This is a genomic window from Nitrospina gracilis Nb-211 (genome assembly GCF_021845525.1).
GTDB lineage: Bacteria > Nitrospinota > Nitrospinia > Nitrospinales > Nitrospinaceae > Nitrospina > Nitrospina gracilis_A.
The window spans coordinates 2,064,401-2,078,565 of the sequence record NZ_JAKJKD010000001.1 but is presented as its reverse complement, the minus strand read 5'-3'; the positions used below and the strand labels follow the sequence as shown (position 1 = coordinate 2,078,565).

Genomic DNA, 14,165 nt, shown 5'->3' with positions numbered 1-14,165 from the left:
AAAACGTTTCGCGTTTAGAAAGTGTGTGGGGATCACGCCGGTTTGCCGGGGGCGGGCTGGGTCCACGGCGATTTCATCCAGTAACTGATCCATAAAAAGGCCGCGCCGAATCCCATGAAAATCAGAATGCGCCACAAGGCTGACAGGTGGGACAGGTCGAACAGGGTGAGCTTCACCGCCACCAGCACCAGCGTGCCCAGTCCCGCGCGGAAGGCGTTGATCCGTTTCGTGCGCACACCGTAAAGAAGAAGAGCCGCACCGGTCAGGCCCCAGCCTATCGACACCCACGCACTGCCATGCGGCAGGACATTCAACTCCCGCCACAACCAACCGATCCAGCCGACGTACGCCACCAGCAGGTACGCCTGCGATTCTTCTTTTTTTGGCATGAGCGTGGACCAGTACGCCGCGAGCAGAAGGAAGGCAAGGTCCGCCCCGGCGCGCCAGTTGACGACGGCGGTCTCCGGCACGCGGCCCAGGATGCGCATGCACAGCCAGGCGGTGAGGAGCATCAGGATTACGGTGCCGGTGTAGGTGACCACGTGTTCGCGCGTGCGTTTGCCGAACCAGTGAAGCGCCGTGGCCTCCACACTCAAGGCAAAGAAGAGAAGATTGTCATCGAACAGATGCCACAGCCCCAGCGTTAAAAGGAACACGCCCATGGCCGCGTGCAGGGCCACCGGCTCCGGCGGCGTGCCCCTCCGCCACAAGACAAACGCGATGCTGAAAAACGGCAGACAGAACGCCAGAAGGATTTGTCCCCATCGCTCGTCCGGCAGGTCCCAGATGAGGTAGGACAGAAGCCAGGCCATGATGCCGGAGAACACCATGAGTGCGGTCACCGGGGCGTTGTGTTCGGCGAAAGTGTTTTCGAATACGGTTTTGGGTTCGGCGGACTTTTCCGATGTGGACGGATGCCACTGCCGTTGCTTGGTGAGGAGTGGGATGATCCAGAACAAAGCGAAGGCGAACAGCACGCCGCCCTCCACGCTCCAGAACTGAAAGATACGTTCCACCTTGTAGGCCGGGAGTTCCCCTTCCGCAATGCCGAGCACCACCCAGCCCCCGGCCCAGGAATACCAGAGAAGCGAGCGCCACGGCCGGAAGTAATAAACGGCCATGGAACCTGCCAGCACGAGACAGGTGTAGAGCACGAGGCCCGGCAGGCTTCCCGCCTCCTGGTGCAGAAGAAACGGTGTGCTCAGGCCGCCCGTCACCGCCACCAGTGCCAATGCGAATTCGTATTGCCGGACCGCGAGGGTGAAGGCAAGTAGAGTGATGCCGATCATGACGGAAAACGCATACAGGTGCGGGATCAACGCATACAGTTGAAACGCGGCAAACACCGTCATGTAAAACGTCGCCAGTCCTCCGCCTTGCAGAACGGGACTCAGGATTTTACGATCAGCGCGCAGTTTCACACCCAGCGCCAAAAGCACACTGCCCAGAATGCTGCCCATCAGGATGCGTACCGGCGGCGTCATCCAGTTCTGGTCGAGAGAATACTTGAACAAAAACGCGAGGCCCATCAAAAGGAGAGCGATGCCGATTTTGTTCAGCCAGAACTCACCCTGCGAGACCTCGTCCTTGGGCGGGGTGGGGGGTGCCGTTTGCGCGGGGCCGGGAGAAGGGGACGCAGCGGGACCGGACTCGCCGGAATCCTCAGTGCGGAACCACGGATCGTCGAGTTGCGCTTCCAGTTTCTGCACGCGCCGGTTGAGGTCCGCGACCCGCTGATCCAGACGTTTTATAACTTCCAACAACTTCTTCTGATTGTCCTCAGCCATGCAATGCGCCCGTTCGTTGTCCTGATTCCAAGTTAAGGGAAGGCCAAGGAATTGTCAATTTGGGCGTGCTGGAACGAATGATGCGCCGGAAGGTTGCGCGTTGAAGATTATTTCTCTATAATTTTCAATTAGTTATGAATTATTGAGGGCGTGGCATGAAGCGGATGGGGCGGCTTTGGGTGATGGGTGCGGTGCTGATGGGGGTGTCGGCCTGTTCGGTTATCGAAGGCACCTACCAGGTGGTGAAGGGCACCGTCAAGGGTGTCTATTACATCGGCAAGAACGCGGTGAAGGTGGTGTACTACACCGGCAAGGCGACCTATAAGATCGGCGAGTTCACCTTCGATGTCGTCACCGCGCCGCTCGACTGGCCGCTGATGAACGATGAGATCGAGACCATCGACGGCCTGCCGGTGAAAGAAGCCATCCGCCTGGGCCGCGTCAAAAACGCGCCGTACACGGTGAAGGGCAGGAAGTATTATCCCATGAGCGTCGAGCAGGCGAGAACGTACACCGAGGTCGGCATCGCTTCTTGGTACGGGCAGGAAACGTACGAGCAGGACGACGGCCACATGACCGCCAACGGCGAAGCGTTCAATCCCGACGGACTCTCCGCCGCGCACAAGTTTTTACCGCTCCCCACCAACGTGCGCGTGACCAACCTGGAGAACGGGCGGTCGATCATCGTGCGCGTCAACGACCGCGGTCCGTTTCCCAGCGACCACAATCCGAAATCGGGCCATCGCATTATCGACCTCAGCCACGGCGCCGCCAAGCGGCTGGGCTTCGACGGCAGGGGCACCGTGCGCGTGAAGGTGGAAACCGTCGATCTGTGACGGTCCCCCGTTAAGCCTTCAATCTTCCACCAGCTCGCCCCGCCGTTCGGCCTTTTGTTTATCGCACCATTGTTCCAGCGTGGTGGTGGGCGCGCCGAGCAATCGGTTGGCCTCGATGGGGTTGCCGTTTTCCCCGGCCTGGCCGAAGAACTCCATCAGCTCCGCCACGAAGCGGATGCGTCGGTCGAACATCAGGTATCCCATGAACTTCATCGCCCAGATGGGAATGCGGGTGATTTCCTTTTTTCCATGCATGGCGGTGCTGTAGCGAAGGAGGGCTTCCTCCATGGTCATCGCCTCCGGGCCAAAGATGTCGAACGACCTGCCGACCGCTTCCTTCAGTTGGTACGCGTTGAACACCATGCGGGCATAATCGTCCGCCGCCACCCAGTGGTAGTGGTGCGGCTGTTTGCCGATGAGGCACGGCGTGTGATCGCGGAAGTATAATGGAAGCGATTCCATGAAGTGCGAGCCGCGAAAGATGGTGTGCGGGATGGGGCTTTCGACGATGGCGGTCTCGACGCGGTGTTTGATCGCCGCGTAGGGGATGTGCGGGTAGTTTTCCAGATCCACCGCGTAGGATATGGTGGACAGCCGCTTCACTCCGGCTTTTTCGGCGGCCCTCAGGATGTTGAGAGTTCCCCGGTATTCGATGGCTTCCAACTGGCGGTCGGTATTGCCGCCTTGCAGGTTGATGTGGATGCCGTCGCATCCTTCCATCGCGCGGTCGAGCGAGCCGGGGTCTTCCACGTCACCCTGCCGCAGATCGAATCCATCCCCCAGCAGTTCGCGCGCCCGCTCCGGATCGCGGGTGAAGATGCGCACGGTACAGCCTTCATTCCGGAACTTCCGCGCGACTGGACGGCCTAGTGAGCCCGTCCCGCCAACGATGAGGAGGTTGGAAACCATGCCTCAAGTATAAGCAAAGCTTGGGCGAGTACAAGCCCAATCGTTATTTACGGGAGAAGTCGATGAGCAGCCGCTCGACGATGCGGCCGTTCTGCAGGTGTTCGGTGAAGATTTCTTCCATGTCTTCCACCGTTTTGGGCGAGTACCAGACATCGTCCGGGTACACCACCATGGACGGACCGTACTGGCAGGCATCCAGGCACCCGGCCTTGTTAACGCGGATTTTGCCTTTCAGGCCGCTGTCGTGGACGCGTTTCTTGATGTGGTCGAGCAGGTCCATGGAGCCGCGCGACACGCAACAGCCGCGTGGATCGTCCTCCGTGCGCTGGTTGTTGCAGATGAATATATGACGGGTGAATCGGCCCATGAATTATTCCGGGAGAAAGGAGATCAACTGTCCGGCTTGGTGGTGGAGTGGGTTTCGGAGTGTTCCTTGAATTTGCCGAAGTTGATGTAATTGGTGTCGCAACTGTCGGGGAAAACGGTGACGATGACGCCCTTTTTGATCTGTGCGGCGATTTTGAGTGCACCCACCATGGCCGCCGCCGAGGAGTGGCCGACTAGGATGCCTTCTTCTTTTTCCAGGGTCTCGACCATGTCGTAGGCTTCTTCCGTGGCGACGTTGATCTTGCTGTCCAGTTCTTCTTCCTTGTAGATACCGGGCACGATGGACGAGGCCATGTGCTTGAGACCCTCGATGCCGTGCAGTTCTTCAGCCGGTTCGATGGGGTGGCACTTGATCTCCGGGTTCAGTTCGCGCAGGCGGCGGGTGTTGCCCATGATGGTGCCGCCGGTGCCGATGCCTGCACAGAAGTGCGTGATGCGGCCGTCGGTCTGTTTCCAGATTTCATTGGCCGTGTGCAGGTAATGCGCGCGCCAGTTGGAATCGTTGTTGTACTGGTCCGGCATGAAGTAGGCGTCCGGGTCGCGCTCGTAGATTTCCCGCGCCAGAAGAATGGCGCCGTCGGAGCCTTCGAACGGGCTGGAGGTGACGATCTCCGCGCCATAGAAGTCCGCCATCAAGCCCTTCCGCTCTTTGCTGACATTGCCGGGCATGACCAGCTTCACACGGTAGCCCTTGATCTTGCCGATGAGGGCGTAGGCGATGCCGGTGTTGCCGGAGGTGGAGTCGAGGATGATCTTGCCCTTGGTCAGTTTGCCGGAGGCCTCGCCGTCGAGGATCATCTGCAGGGCGGGACGCGACTTCACGGAGCCGCCCGCATTGCGCCATTCGGCCTTGGCGTAAATCTCCACGTTCGGAAAGTCCCGCGTCAGTTTCTGAATGGGGATCAGCGGTGTGTTGCCGATCTTCTTCAGCACCGACTCGTCCATGATCACCGGACAGGAGGGAGCCAGTACTTCCTCGGATATTTTTACCTTAGACATAACAATTAAATTGTATATCAAAACCCGGATGGACCGGGAGCCCGGACCGGGCTTCATGTAAAAACGGGGTTGTCAGTTTACCGGGTGCCGCAAAACTCTTCAGAATCAAAGAACTCCAATTGGACGGACCGTTCATCACATGCAGAGTGATGGACAGCCGACTTTCCCCTTCGTTCCGCAATACCCGGTTTACAACGCCTCTTTCAACGAGCCAGCGCCCTTTCGGAGAGCGTCGCTCCTGAATTGTTTGATGCTCCGACTGCCAGAAAGTTGCCGACGATTTGAGCCGGGATGCCCGGCCTGCCTCCCTGCATTTTCAGCAATGGGGCCACGGGGGTGAAACCCCCGGACGAATCAGTTGCCTCCGGCGATGGCGGGGATGATGGACACCTCGTCACCGTCTTTCACCTGGGTGTTTTCGCCATCCAGGAACCGGATGTCTTCTTCGTTCAGATAAATATTGATGAAGCGGCGCGGCGTTCCGTTCTCCTCGCAGATGCGCTCCTTGATCCCGCCGAACTGGGACTCCAGGTCGTTGAACAGCTCTGCGATGGTTCCCCCGGTGGCCGAAACCTCACTCTGGTTATTGGTGAGTTTCATGAGGGGGGTGGGAATCCTTACTTTTACCGCCATGGTTCGTTTCTCCTTGTTATACCGTTATACCGTTGGAATACACTTCTTCGAAGCTGTGAATGTTGGGTTCGATGACCGCCGGCTCCGCAAACTTGTTGTCCAGCGCCTCGAGGGTTTTGAGGCCGTTGCCGGTAACGCAGACCACGGTCAACTCGTCAGGTTTGATGCGTCCCTGCTCGACCAGCTTTTTGGTCACGGCGACGGTGACGCCGCCCGCGGTTTCCGTGAACACGCCTTCGGTTTCCGCCAGCAGTTTCATTCCCTCGACGACTTCCTCGTCGGTCACGTCCTCACCCCAGCCGCCGCTGTCGCGTACGGTCTTGATGCCGTAAAAGCCGTCGGCGGGGTTGCCGATGGCGATGGACTTGGCAATGGTGTTGGGCTTCACCGGCTTGTGCGTGTCCCAGCCGTTTTTGATGGCGGTGGATACCGGCGAGCATCCCGTCGCCTGCGCGGCGAAGACCTTGGTGTTGACTTTGTCGATGAGGCCGAGGTCCTTGAACTCGTGGAAAGCTTTCCAGATTTTGGTGATCAGCGAGCTGCCCGCCACCGGCACCACCACGTTGTCCGGGGTGCGCCAGCCGAGCTGTTCGGCGATCTCGTAGCCGTACGACTTCGACCCGTCGCCGTAGTAGGCGCGGATATTGATGTTGACGAACGCCCACTGGCGCGACACGGCGATCTCACTGCACAGGCGGTTGACGTCGTCGTAACTGCCGCGCACGGAAATGAGCTGGGTGCCGTACACCTGCGTGCACAGAATCTTGCCCTGCTCCAGTCCCACCGGAATGAAGATGCAACTTTTCAGACCCGCCTCCGCCGCATGTGCGGAGACCGAGTTGGCCAGGTTGCCGGTGGAGGCGCAGGATACGGTGTCGAAGCCGAACTCCTTCGCTTTGGTCACCGCCACGGACACCACCCGGTCTTTAAAGGAAAAGGTCGGGTGGTTCACCGAGTCGTTCTTCACATACACTTTTTTGAGGCCCAGCGCTTTGGCCAGGTTCTTCGCCTCGATCAGCGGGGTGTAGCCGGTGTAGCGGCCGACCTGCGGGTCGCCGTCGATCGGCAACAGCGGCTGGTACCGCCACATGGACGGCGGGCCGTCCTGAATCGATTTCCGGCTGATGACCTTGCTGATGCCTTCATAATCGTAATCCACCTCCAGTGGGCCGAAGCAGTATTCGCACACGTGGATTGGCAGTTTTTCGTAATTCTTACCGCACTCTTTACAACGTAAACCTTTGACGTATCCCATAGAGAACTTTTGACTAGAAGTATTGATAAAAACTGAAATAGCGTTCGCCCGTATCGGGAAGAATGACCACCACGTTCTTGCCCGGTCCCAGATCTTCCGCCACCTGGTACGCCGCGCACAACGCCGCGCCGGAGGAGATGCCGGTCAGCAGGCCTTCTTCCTTGGCCAGCCGCTGAACATAGCGGAACGCATCGTCGTCCGAGATGGGGCGGATGTCGTCCAGAATGTCGAGGTTCAGCACCTTCGGCTTGAAGCCCGCGCCGATGCCCTGAATCTTGTGTGGACCCGCCGCTCTGCCGGAAAGCACCGCGCTCGTGGCCGGCTCGACGCCAATGACCTTGGTGTCGCCGTAATGCGCTTTCAGCGCTTCGCCTGCGCCGGTGATGGTGCCGCCGGTACCGATGCCCGCGATGAAGGCATCCACTTTATCCCCTTCCATGGCGGAGATGATCTCCGGTCCGGTCGTTTGCCGGTGGATCTCCGGGTTGGCCGGGTTGTTGAACTGTTGCGGCATGAAGTAATCCGGATGCTCCGCCACCAGTTCTTCCGCGCGCTCGATGGTGCCCTGCATGCCGAACTCGGCGCGGCTGAGTTCCAGCGTCGCGCCGAAGCTTTCCAGCAACAGCCGCCGCTCGGTGCTCATGTTCTCGGACATGACCAGCATGACGTTGTAGCCTTTGAACGCGCCGACCAGAGACAGGCCGATGCCGGTGTTGCCGCTGGTGGGTTCGACGATCGTCGCGCCGGGCTGGATGAGCCCTTTCTTTTCGGCGTCTTCGATCATCGCCAGCGCAATGCGGTCCTTCACACTGCCGCCGGGGTTGTTCGACTCCACCTTGGCCCAGATGGCCGCGCCGTTGGCGGGCACCACGCGGTTGAGCTTAACGAGGGGCGTGCCGCCTATCAAATCCAGCGTATTTTCTGACCTGATCTTGAATTTTTCCAGCATGCTGGGGGATGGTCACCTAAAAAATAAGAAAATAAGCAAAAGGGAAATTATAGGCTATCCGGCCGCGAAGTCAACCACTCGAAAGCGTCCTTAAACCGTCTCCTTACAATAACTTTTGGGTGATGAAACCTGCACGATTATAACACGCCGCCCGCCCCCTTCCACCAAGTATCCATAAAATTGTGAGAATATTATGCGGGCCGGGTGATCCGCCCCCCAAAGCTGTGCTAAAATTCCCTGAACGGGCGTCGATGCCCAACCTCCACCCTTTTGATTTATAAGAGGCTATGAGCGCGCAGAGTCTTTTGACCGAAATCAAGAAACACCTGCCTCTTAGGGCCTACGGCAACGGTCCTGTCCTGGAGCTGATGCGGGCGATGGGCCTGCACGCCACCAAGAAGACGCCGCTCGTCCTCTCCGGCGTGTACCGCGACAGCGAGTCGGGCGAGATTGTCTGCGAGGTGTCGGTGGAGGGAAGCGAAAAATTCAGCGCCGCCCTCGCCAACCTGAAGCTCGACATCACCCACCCCCTCTACCGCAAGGTGAAGAACTACCGCGACGAAGTCGCCAACGCTCTCGCCGAACAGGACACCCCCAACGTCAACAGCCAGTCCTTCTCCATGCGCAACCTGTACGGCAAAAAATAGCCGGGCGTGGCCCGGTCCAAACGGGCTAATGCGTTGCAGGGCGGACGATGATCGGCGGACGCAAGGCGACGGGCACCCCCTTTGTGAAGGGGGCTGGGGGGCTTCTTCCTTAGCCTGCTCCTGAGCGCTAGCGAAGGTTTTGATACGTCTTTTCTTTTTACTCGCCTACCGCGACCGCGATACCCTTCAAGAAGCCATCACCCAGTTCGAAAAACTGTTAAAGCAAAAGCCGTCTGCCGAGGAGGCGAAGGAGGGTTTAAAGTTGGCGGAAAACTTGTTGGATACGGAAAAATAAAATATTATATATTTTCAATATATCTAATTTTTTGGGTTTGATGTGAGCGAAGAATCTAAAAATTTAACCTTCTCTAGTGATAGGCCATTAAGCGACCCAGAACAAGATAAGTTGGGTTATAAGCACTTTGCTAAATACGTGGCAAAAAGTATTTGCCATATGGTCCCACTAGAAGGAGTGGTTTATGGGATCAACGGAGAATGGGGGGCTGGTAAATCCACTCTCGCTAATTTCATAATCAGTTATCTTCAAGATAAAGAGTTCTTAAAAGAAGAAGGAGTCGTTTTAAACGCTCCCATCATAATGGAGTTTAACCCTTGGTTGTTTTATGGGAAGGGAGTATTGGCAAGTCAATTTTTGAAAGAACTACAATGGGTATTAGTTAATGAAGGAATATTAAAAGGATACAAAGTTTTTGGGTATGATTACTTAATAAAAATACAAGATTTGCTTAGCAAAACAAAAATTTCATTCTGGACTCAGCTTTTATGGTTGTTGCCCTGCTTTAAACATAAGAACATTAAAGACCTTAAGGGTGAAATAGGGGATATTTTAAAAAAGAAGAACAGGAAGGTTTTAGTTGTTATTGATGATATAGATAGATTGGCTATAGATGAAATAATTGAGCTTTTTAAATTAATTAAAATTATTGCAGATTTTCCGAATATTATTTACTTGCTTTGTTTTGAAAAAAAGGTGGTTGTTAATGCACTAAAAGAATTCCAAAAGCTACCTGGAGATTCCTATTTAGAAAAAATAGTTCAGAATCCATTGGATTTGCCGAATCCGGATGAAACTCAATTAAAAGAAATTATTTCTAAAAGATTCGGTGAAGTATTGGGTTCCAAGAGTGAAGAGTTTTGGGGTGATTCGCGTACGGCGGATATGTATTATGAAGTGATCGTTCCATTATTTAATACGCCTAGGCATATAAATCGCTTTATAAATTCTCTTCATATTACGTATCCCGCCATAAAAGATCAGGTTAACCTCGTTGATTTTATTTGTATTGAATTAATGAGAGTTTTCATTCCTGATGCTTATGAGATTGTAAGAAATAATAAGTCCTATTTTGTTGCTCGATCCGGATTTGACTCGGTTTCGTCTGATAAGAAAAAAGAAAAGATAGAGCCTTTTCATAAAGAATGGTTCGATAGGTTTGGGCAAGCGAAATCCCACAAAATATGCGGGGTAACTAAAAAAGCATTAATGCTACTTTTTCCTTTATTAGAACAAATATGGGGTGGATTTACTTTAGGCTCAGATTCAGAAAGAGAATGGGCCAATGATCGACGTATGTGTAGCGAGGAATATTTTGAAATTTATTTTAGGCTTTCGTTGTCTGTGGGCGATTTTTCGGTTGAAGAGATTTCTTCGATTGTTGATTTAGCAGATGACCCGAAGGTTTTGGCTAATAAGTTAAATGAGCTTGGTCGGGAAAAACTTCCCGCTGGAGGGTCTCGTTTGGGAAGACTTTTGGATGTCTTAGAGCATTGGACTGATGAAAGAATTGAAGTCAGTAAAATTCATGGGATTATTAAGGCATTTTATTTATTGGGAGATAAGGCCGACCTCGATGAAGACAAGCAAGGAATATTTGGTCTTGGTAATTTTCCCAATATTTCAAGGAAAATTCATCAGCTTTTTAGACGAATTAATTTGGATCAAAAGTATCAAATAATAGCTGATTGTTTTGGTGAGGCACCGATTTCAAGTTTTATGTTAAATCAATTTCAAGGTTATGCCATTCAACATGGACGTTGGAAATATACTGATAGAAAGTCGCCAACCCCTCCTTTTAGAGAAGAGGACTTTGATGAACTTGAAAGAAAAATAAAAAAGAAAATCCTCGATGCAAAAAATAGCAATCGTTTGGTGGACCTGGGTAATCTTCATTTGGCTTTATTGGTTTGGGAGAATTTGGAGGGTTGTGAAGAAGAATGTTATGAGTGGGCAAGGCAAATGACTGCGGAAGAGGATGGTTTGGTTAAGTTGTTAGAGGGATTTTTATCCAGTGTTATAAGGGATGGAGAAAAGTTTTACCAACTTAAACCAGATTCCTTAAAACCATTTTTAGAACCAAGTGAAATTTATCCAAGAGCGAAACAAATTTTAGAAAATAATGGTGGTTTAGCCGAGATGCAAAAAATTGCGCTTGAGACATTTATCAGGGATTATGAAGCTCAAGCTGAAGAAAGTTCTGAGTGATTATTTGTATTGAGTGATAGCATTTCCCTGACAACGGCTCCTCAGAATGACGGCGCAACCGTTGAGGGGTCATTCCGAGCGTAGCGAGGAATCTATGTTTTCATTTTCCCCATTCCAGATTTCTCGACGCGGGGCGCGTCTCGGAATGATCCATTAAGGAAAAAGCCCCCCAGCCAAATCCTGCTCAAGAAGGCGAAAAAGAAAGTCATTTGAAAGTTTCTTCGTCGCCTGTGGCTTCTCAGAAAAGCACAGAAGGAAAAACCCCCCCTAGCCCCCCTTACAAAGGGGGAATAAAGGCTCCCTCTCTTATCTGTTATCTGTGTGAATCGGTGTTCATCTGTGGTTCAGAGGAAGAACCCCCCTAGCCCCCCTTACAAGGGGGAACGGGGCAGTGGCTCGCGGGTTTTTGGCTGGCCGAGCGCCTAGCTCTTCTCGGAGTTGATGAACTTTTTGAGGAAGGGGAACATGGCGCCGCGTTTTTCGATCATTTCCTCACGCGACTTCTTCACGACGTGTTCGTCGATCAAGGCGACGCCGCGTTCGGCGGCGAACTTCTCGATGCCCTGCACCACCATGCCGCGCGCGAACGAGGGGATGCGCTCCAGCCTCTGCTTCGCCTCCGGCGTCCACTTCTGACGGTACTCGACTTCCAGGCCCAGCGTGTCTTCGACTTTGAGCTCGATGGCTTTGCCGCCGTGCTGACCCGGTTCGTAATCGCAGGACGGGTCTTCCGCCATGTAGTTGCCGGTCTCGGCGAACGCCCGCGCCCGGCAGCCGGAACACATCGCCGAAAACTCGCACGAACCGCATTTGCCGTCGAGGCCCTTGCGGTCGCGGAGCTGGTTCATCAGCGGTGCGTTGTACCACAGGTTCTGGAAGGTGTCGGTTTTCAGGTTGCCCACGGATTCGGCGATGAACGGGCAGGGGGTGAGGTCGCCTTCCGGGCTGATGCGGCTGTAATGCGTGCCCGCCGGGCACCCGCCCGCATACGTGCGCTGATAGACGGAATCCGGATCGTTCTCGTACACCACGCGCTTGTACTGCGGCGCGCATTTGGAGTTGATCATCAGGCGGCCCTTGTACTTCATCTGTTCCTGGTACAGGATCTTGAGCGCTTCCTCGTAGGCGGCGTTGCTGATGTCGGTGTTGCCCTGGCCGCGTCCGGTGCAGACAAGGAAGTAGAGGTTGAAGGCCACCGCGCCGATCTTCTCGGCGTAGGCGATGACGTCCGGGATCTCCTTGTAGTTCATGTCGGAGACCGACATCTGGATGAGGAAATCGACGCCGACGTCGTTCAGGATGTCGAATGCCTCCATCGACTTTTCCCATGCTTTCGACACGCCGCGGAACTGGTCATGCTTGACCGCGTCCATGGAATCGATGCTGATGCCGACGCCGTGTGCTCCGGATTCTTTGATCTTCTTCGCGTTCTCGCGGGTGATGATGGTGCCGTTGGTGCCGAGCACGACCATGAACTTGCGGTCGGCGGCGTAACGGGTGATGTCATAGATGTCGGGACGCAACAGCGGTTCGCCGCCGGTGAGGATCAGGAACGCGTTGGGGTTGACCTCGGCGATCTGGTCGATCACGTTGAAGCACTGCTGGGTGGTCAATTCGTCCACGCGGAAACCGCCACGGAAGTCGGCGTCCAGGTAACAGTGTTCGCAATTGAGGTTGCACCGTTTGGTGATGTTCCAGGATATGGAGTAAGCCCGGTAGGGGCTGTTGTTCGGCGTTGGTGAAAAATCGATCTGAGAGGATTCCATGATATAGTCGCGAAACGTGTGGTAAAAGGCTGTTTAACCGGGCCGTTGCGGCGGATTGGCCGGGAGCGGACCGGGGGCAAACTGAAATGTTAACACATTATTCCTGAAATGGAAGGGATACGCAAACCCCATGCGTCATTTCCGCCAAATTCTTTTAATACTGGTCGTTAGCGTGCTTCCCCTGTTCGGTCTGGCCTGTGGAAAAACGTCCCCGGCGGGCGGCGCGGGGTCGGTGGGCGGTGCTGTGAAGAACGACCTCGCGGCGATGGGGTCGCGCTGGATGGCGAGCGCCTATTTCGACCGGGCGATGGATTACTCCGGCTCGCGTTTCCGCGTGGTGTCGATGACGCGGTTGATCGAGCGGTTTGGCGACGCGGGCACCGATGCGGTTCTGCTCGATTGTTTCGATGACTACCAGGGGCTGCTTCCGGTGGCCGACATCCGCGAGCACGACCTGCACCTGGCGCTGGAGTTGGACATCGATCCAAAATACTCACGGCCCGGCTGGCTGGCGCCGATGCTGGTGATTGTGCCCGACGGACAGGACGCGCCGAAGCAGGAGCGGTTCATGACGGCGAACATCCGTGCCCTCCGGTTTGTGAAGCTCAGCGACTACTACGCGCCGATCGCCAGGAAACTCCCGCAGGATGAAAACGTGCAGGCGGGGTTTTCGTTTTTCACCGACAACTGCCTGTTCTGCCACGGGCTGGAAGGGGTGGGCGGCAACAAGGGCGCACGCCTGCTCGACGCATTCGACTATCAGAAAAAATCCGACCGCGCCCGGTTCGAGGCCGCGTTCAAGGCGTTTCATTCTCCGGACAATCCGGACAAGCAGAACATGGAGCAGTTCGTCAGCGGCGGCGCGCTGGAAAAGGTCTCGGCGTTCCTCGCCGCGTTGCAGTGAGACGCCCTGCGCCGTGAGACGGCCTGCGCCGTGAGACGGTCGTGCCGTTGTTTTGCCTTTTTACCGGGCTTGTACTAGAATGAGCGCACAGTTTGGCCGTGCCATGGCCGTTTATAATAATGAAGCGCAACAATAGCCGACCCCCCGCGTTGGTATCTTGTTCCCCGGAGTTTTTATCGTGAGCTTTCCCGTCACTATCGTCATTCTGCTTTTTACCTCCGTCGTCGAGGTGTTTTCGCTGACCTGGCTCGCCGGGATGATCAGCACCATCAATACCATCTCCTGGATCATGTTCACGCTTTTGCTGGGCGTGGTGATCGGCCGCGGTTACGGCGAAGAGTGGTGGGACAAGATGCAGTGGAACCTGAAGTCGCGCGAGATGCCCGCCGAGGAAGTGATCAACGGCGCGGTGATGCGTTTCGGCAGTTATCTTCTTTTGATGCCCGGCGCGGTGACGGATTTCTTCGGCCTGCTCATCATCATTCCCCAGACCCGCTTCATCGCCCGCGCTGTGGCGATGCGCCTGTTCAAGAGCAAACTGGCGAAAGGTGAGAAGTGGTTTTTCTTTAAGGGAGCCGAAGCCGGGTAGG

The 14,165-nt window shown here is 55.1% G+C and carries 13 protein-coding genes; 5 read left to right on the top strand and 8 right to left on the bottom strand.

Annotation, left to right across the window (positions count from 1 at the left end; translation table 11 throughout):
* Positions 1–32: 32 nt before the first annotated feature.
* Positions 33–1,787, bottom strand: a complete 1,755-nt coding sequence (locus J2S31_RS09790) for a DUF2339 domain-containing protein (protein WP_237098898.1) — start codon at positions 1,785–1,787, stop codon at positions 33–35.
* 155 nt (positions 1,788–1,942) lie between these two features.
* Between J2S31_RS09790 and J2S31_RS14625 the strand changes: the two genes are divergently transcribed.
* On the top strand, positions 1,943–2,623 hold the full coding sequence (locus tag J2S31_RS14625; RefSeq protein WP_272908733.1) for a septal ring lytic transglycosylase RlpA family protein: 681 nt from the start codon (positions 1,943–1,945) through the stop codon (positions 2,621–2,623).
* A gap of 18 nt (positions 2,624–2,641) precedes the next feature.
* Here J2S31_RS14625 and J2S31_RS09780 read toward each other — a convergent pair whose 3' ends face one another.
* From J2S31_RS09780 to cysK, 6 genes are all read right to left on the bottom strand, one after another.
* Entirely contained in the window at positions 2,642–3,532 is an 891-nt protein-coding gene (locus tag J2S31_RS09780; protein WP_237098897.1) for an SDR family oxidoreductase, read from the bottom strand.
* A gap of 43 nt (positions 3,533–3,575) precedes the next feature.
* The gene (locus tag J2S31_RS09775; RefSeq protein WP_237098896.1) at positions 3,576–3,899 is read right to left on the bottom strand and encodes a (2Fe-2S) ferredoxin domain-containing protein; all 324 of its coding nucleotides are present in this window, start codon (positions 3,897–3,899) and stop codon (positions 3,576–3,578) included.
* Between the two features lie 23 nt (positions 3,900–3,922).
* Complete coding sequence (locus tag J2S31_RS09770) at positions 3,923–4,918, bottom strand: PLP-dependent cysteine synthase family protein (protein WP_237098895.1); 996 nt, start codon at positions 4,916–4,918, stop codon at positions 3,923–3,925.
* 354 nt (positions 4,919–5,272) lie between these two features.
* Positions 5,273–5,551: a MoaD/ThiS family protein gene (locus J2S31_RS09765; protein WP_272908732.1), complete on the bottom strand. Its 279-nt coding sequence runs from the start codon at positions 5,549–5,551 to the stop codon at positions 5,273–5,275.
* A 16-nt stretch (positions 5,552–5,567) separates the two neighbouring features.
* Positions 5,568–6,806, bottom strand: coding sequence for a threonine synthase (gene thrC / locus J2S31_RS09760; RefSeq protein WP_237098893.1), 1,239 nt, complete (start codon positions 6,804–6,806; stop codon positions 5,568–5,570).
* Positions 6,807–6,819: 13 nt separating this feature from the next.
* The gene (gene cysK / locus J2S31_RS09755; protein ID WP_237098892.1) at positions 6,820–7,755 is read right to left on the bottom strand and encodes a cysteine synthase A; all 936 of its coding nucleotides are present in this window, start codon (positions 7,753–7,755) and stop codon (positions 6,820–6,822) included.
* A 287-nt stretch (positions 7,756–8,042) separates the two neighbouring features.
* On the opposite strand from cysK, the gene J2S31_RS09750 reads away from it, so the two are divergent.
* Together J2S31_RS09750 and J2S31_RS09745 are read left to right on the top strand one after the other, a co-directional pair.
* The gene (locus tag J2S31_RS09750) at positions 8,043–8,402 is read left to right on the top strand and encodes a hypothetical protein (protein WP_237098891.1); all 360 of its coding nucleotides are present in this window, start codon (positions 8,043–8,045) and stop codon (positions 8,400–8,402) included.
* Between the two features lie 337 nt (positions 8,403–8,739).
* Positions 8,740–10,905, top strand: a complete 2,166-nt coding sequence (locus J2S31_RS09745; protein WP_237098890.1) for a P-loop NTPase fold protein — start codon at positions 8,740–8,742, stop codon at positions 10,903–10,905.
* A 422-nt stretch (positions 10,906–11,327) separates the two neighbouring features.
* On the opposite strand, the gene J2S31_RS09740 is transcribed toward J2S31_RS09745, so the two are convergent.
* Positions 11,328–12,671 (bottom strand): radical SAM/SPASM domain-containing protein, encoded by a 1,344-nt coding sequence (locus J2S31_RS09740; RefSeq protein WP_237098889.1) that lies wholly within the window; start codon positions 12,669–12,671, stop codon positions 11,328–11,330.
* A 130-nt stretch (positions 12,672–12,801) separates the two neighbouring features.
* Between J2S31_RS09740 and J2S31_RS09735 the strand changes: the two genes are divergently transcribed.
* Positions 12,802–13,575: a hypothetical protein gene (locus tag J2S31_RS09735; RefSeq protein ID WP_237098888.1), complete on the top strand. Its 774-nt coding sequence runs from the start codon at positions 12,802–12,804 to the stop codon at positions 13,573–13,575.
* A 178-nt stretch (positions 13,576–13,753) separates the two neighbouring features.
* Positions 13,754–14,164, top strand: coding sequence for an FxsA family protein (locus J2S31_RS09730; RefSeq protein ID WP_237098887.1), 411 nt, complete (start codon positions 13,754–13,756; stop codon positions 14,162–14,164).
* Position 14,165: the final 1 nt, after the last annotated feature.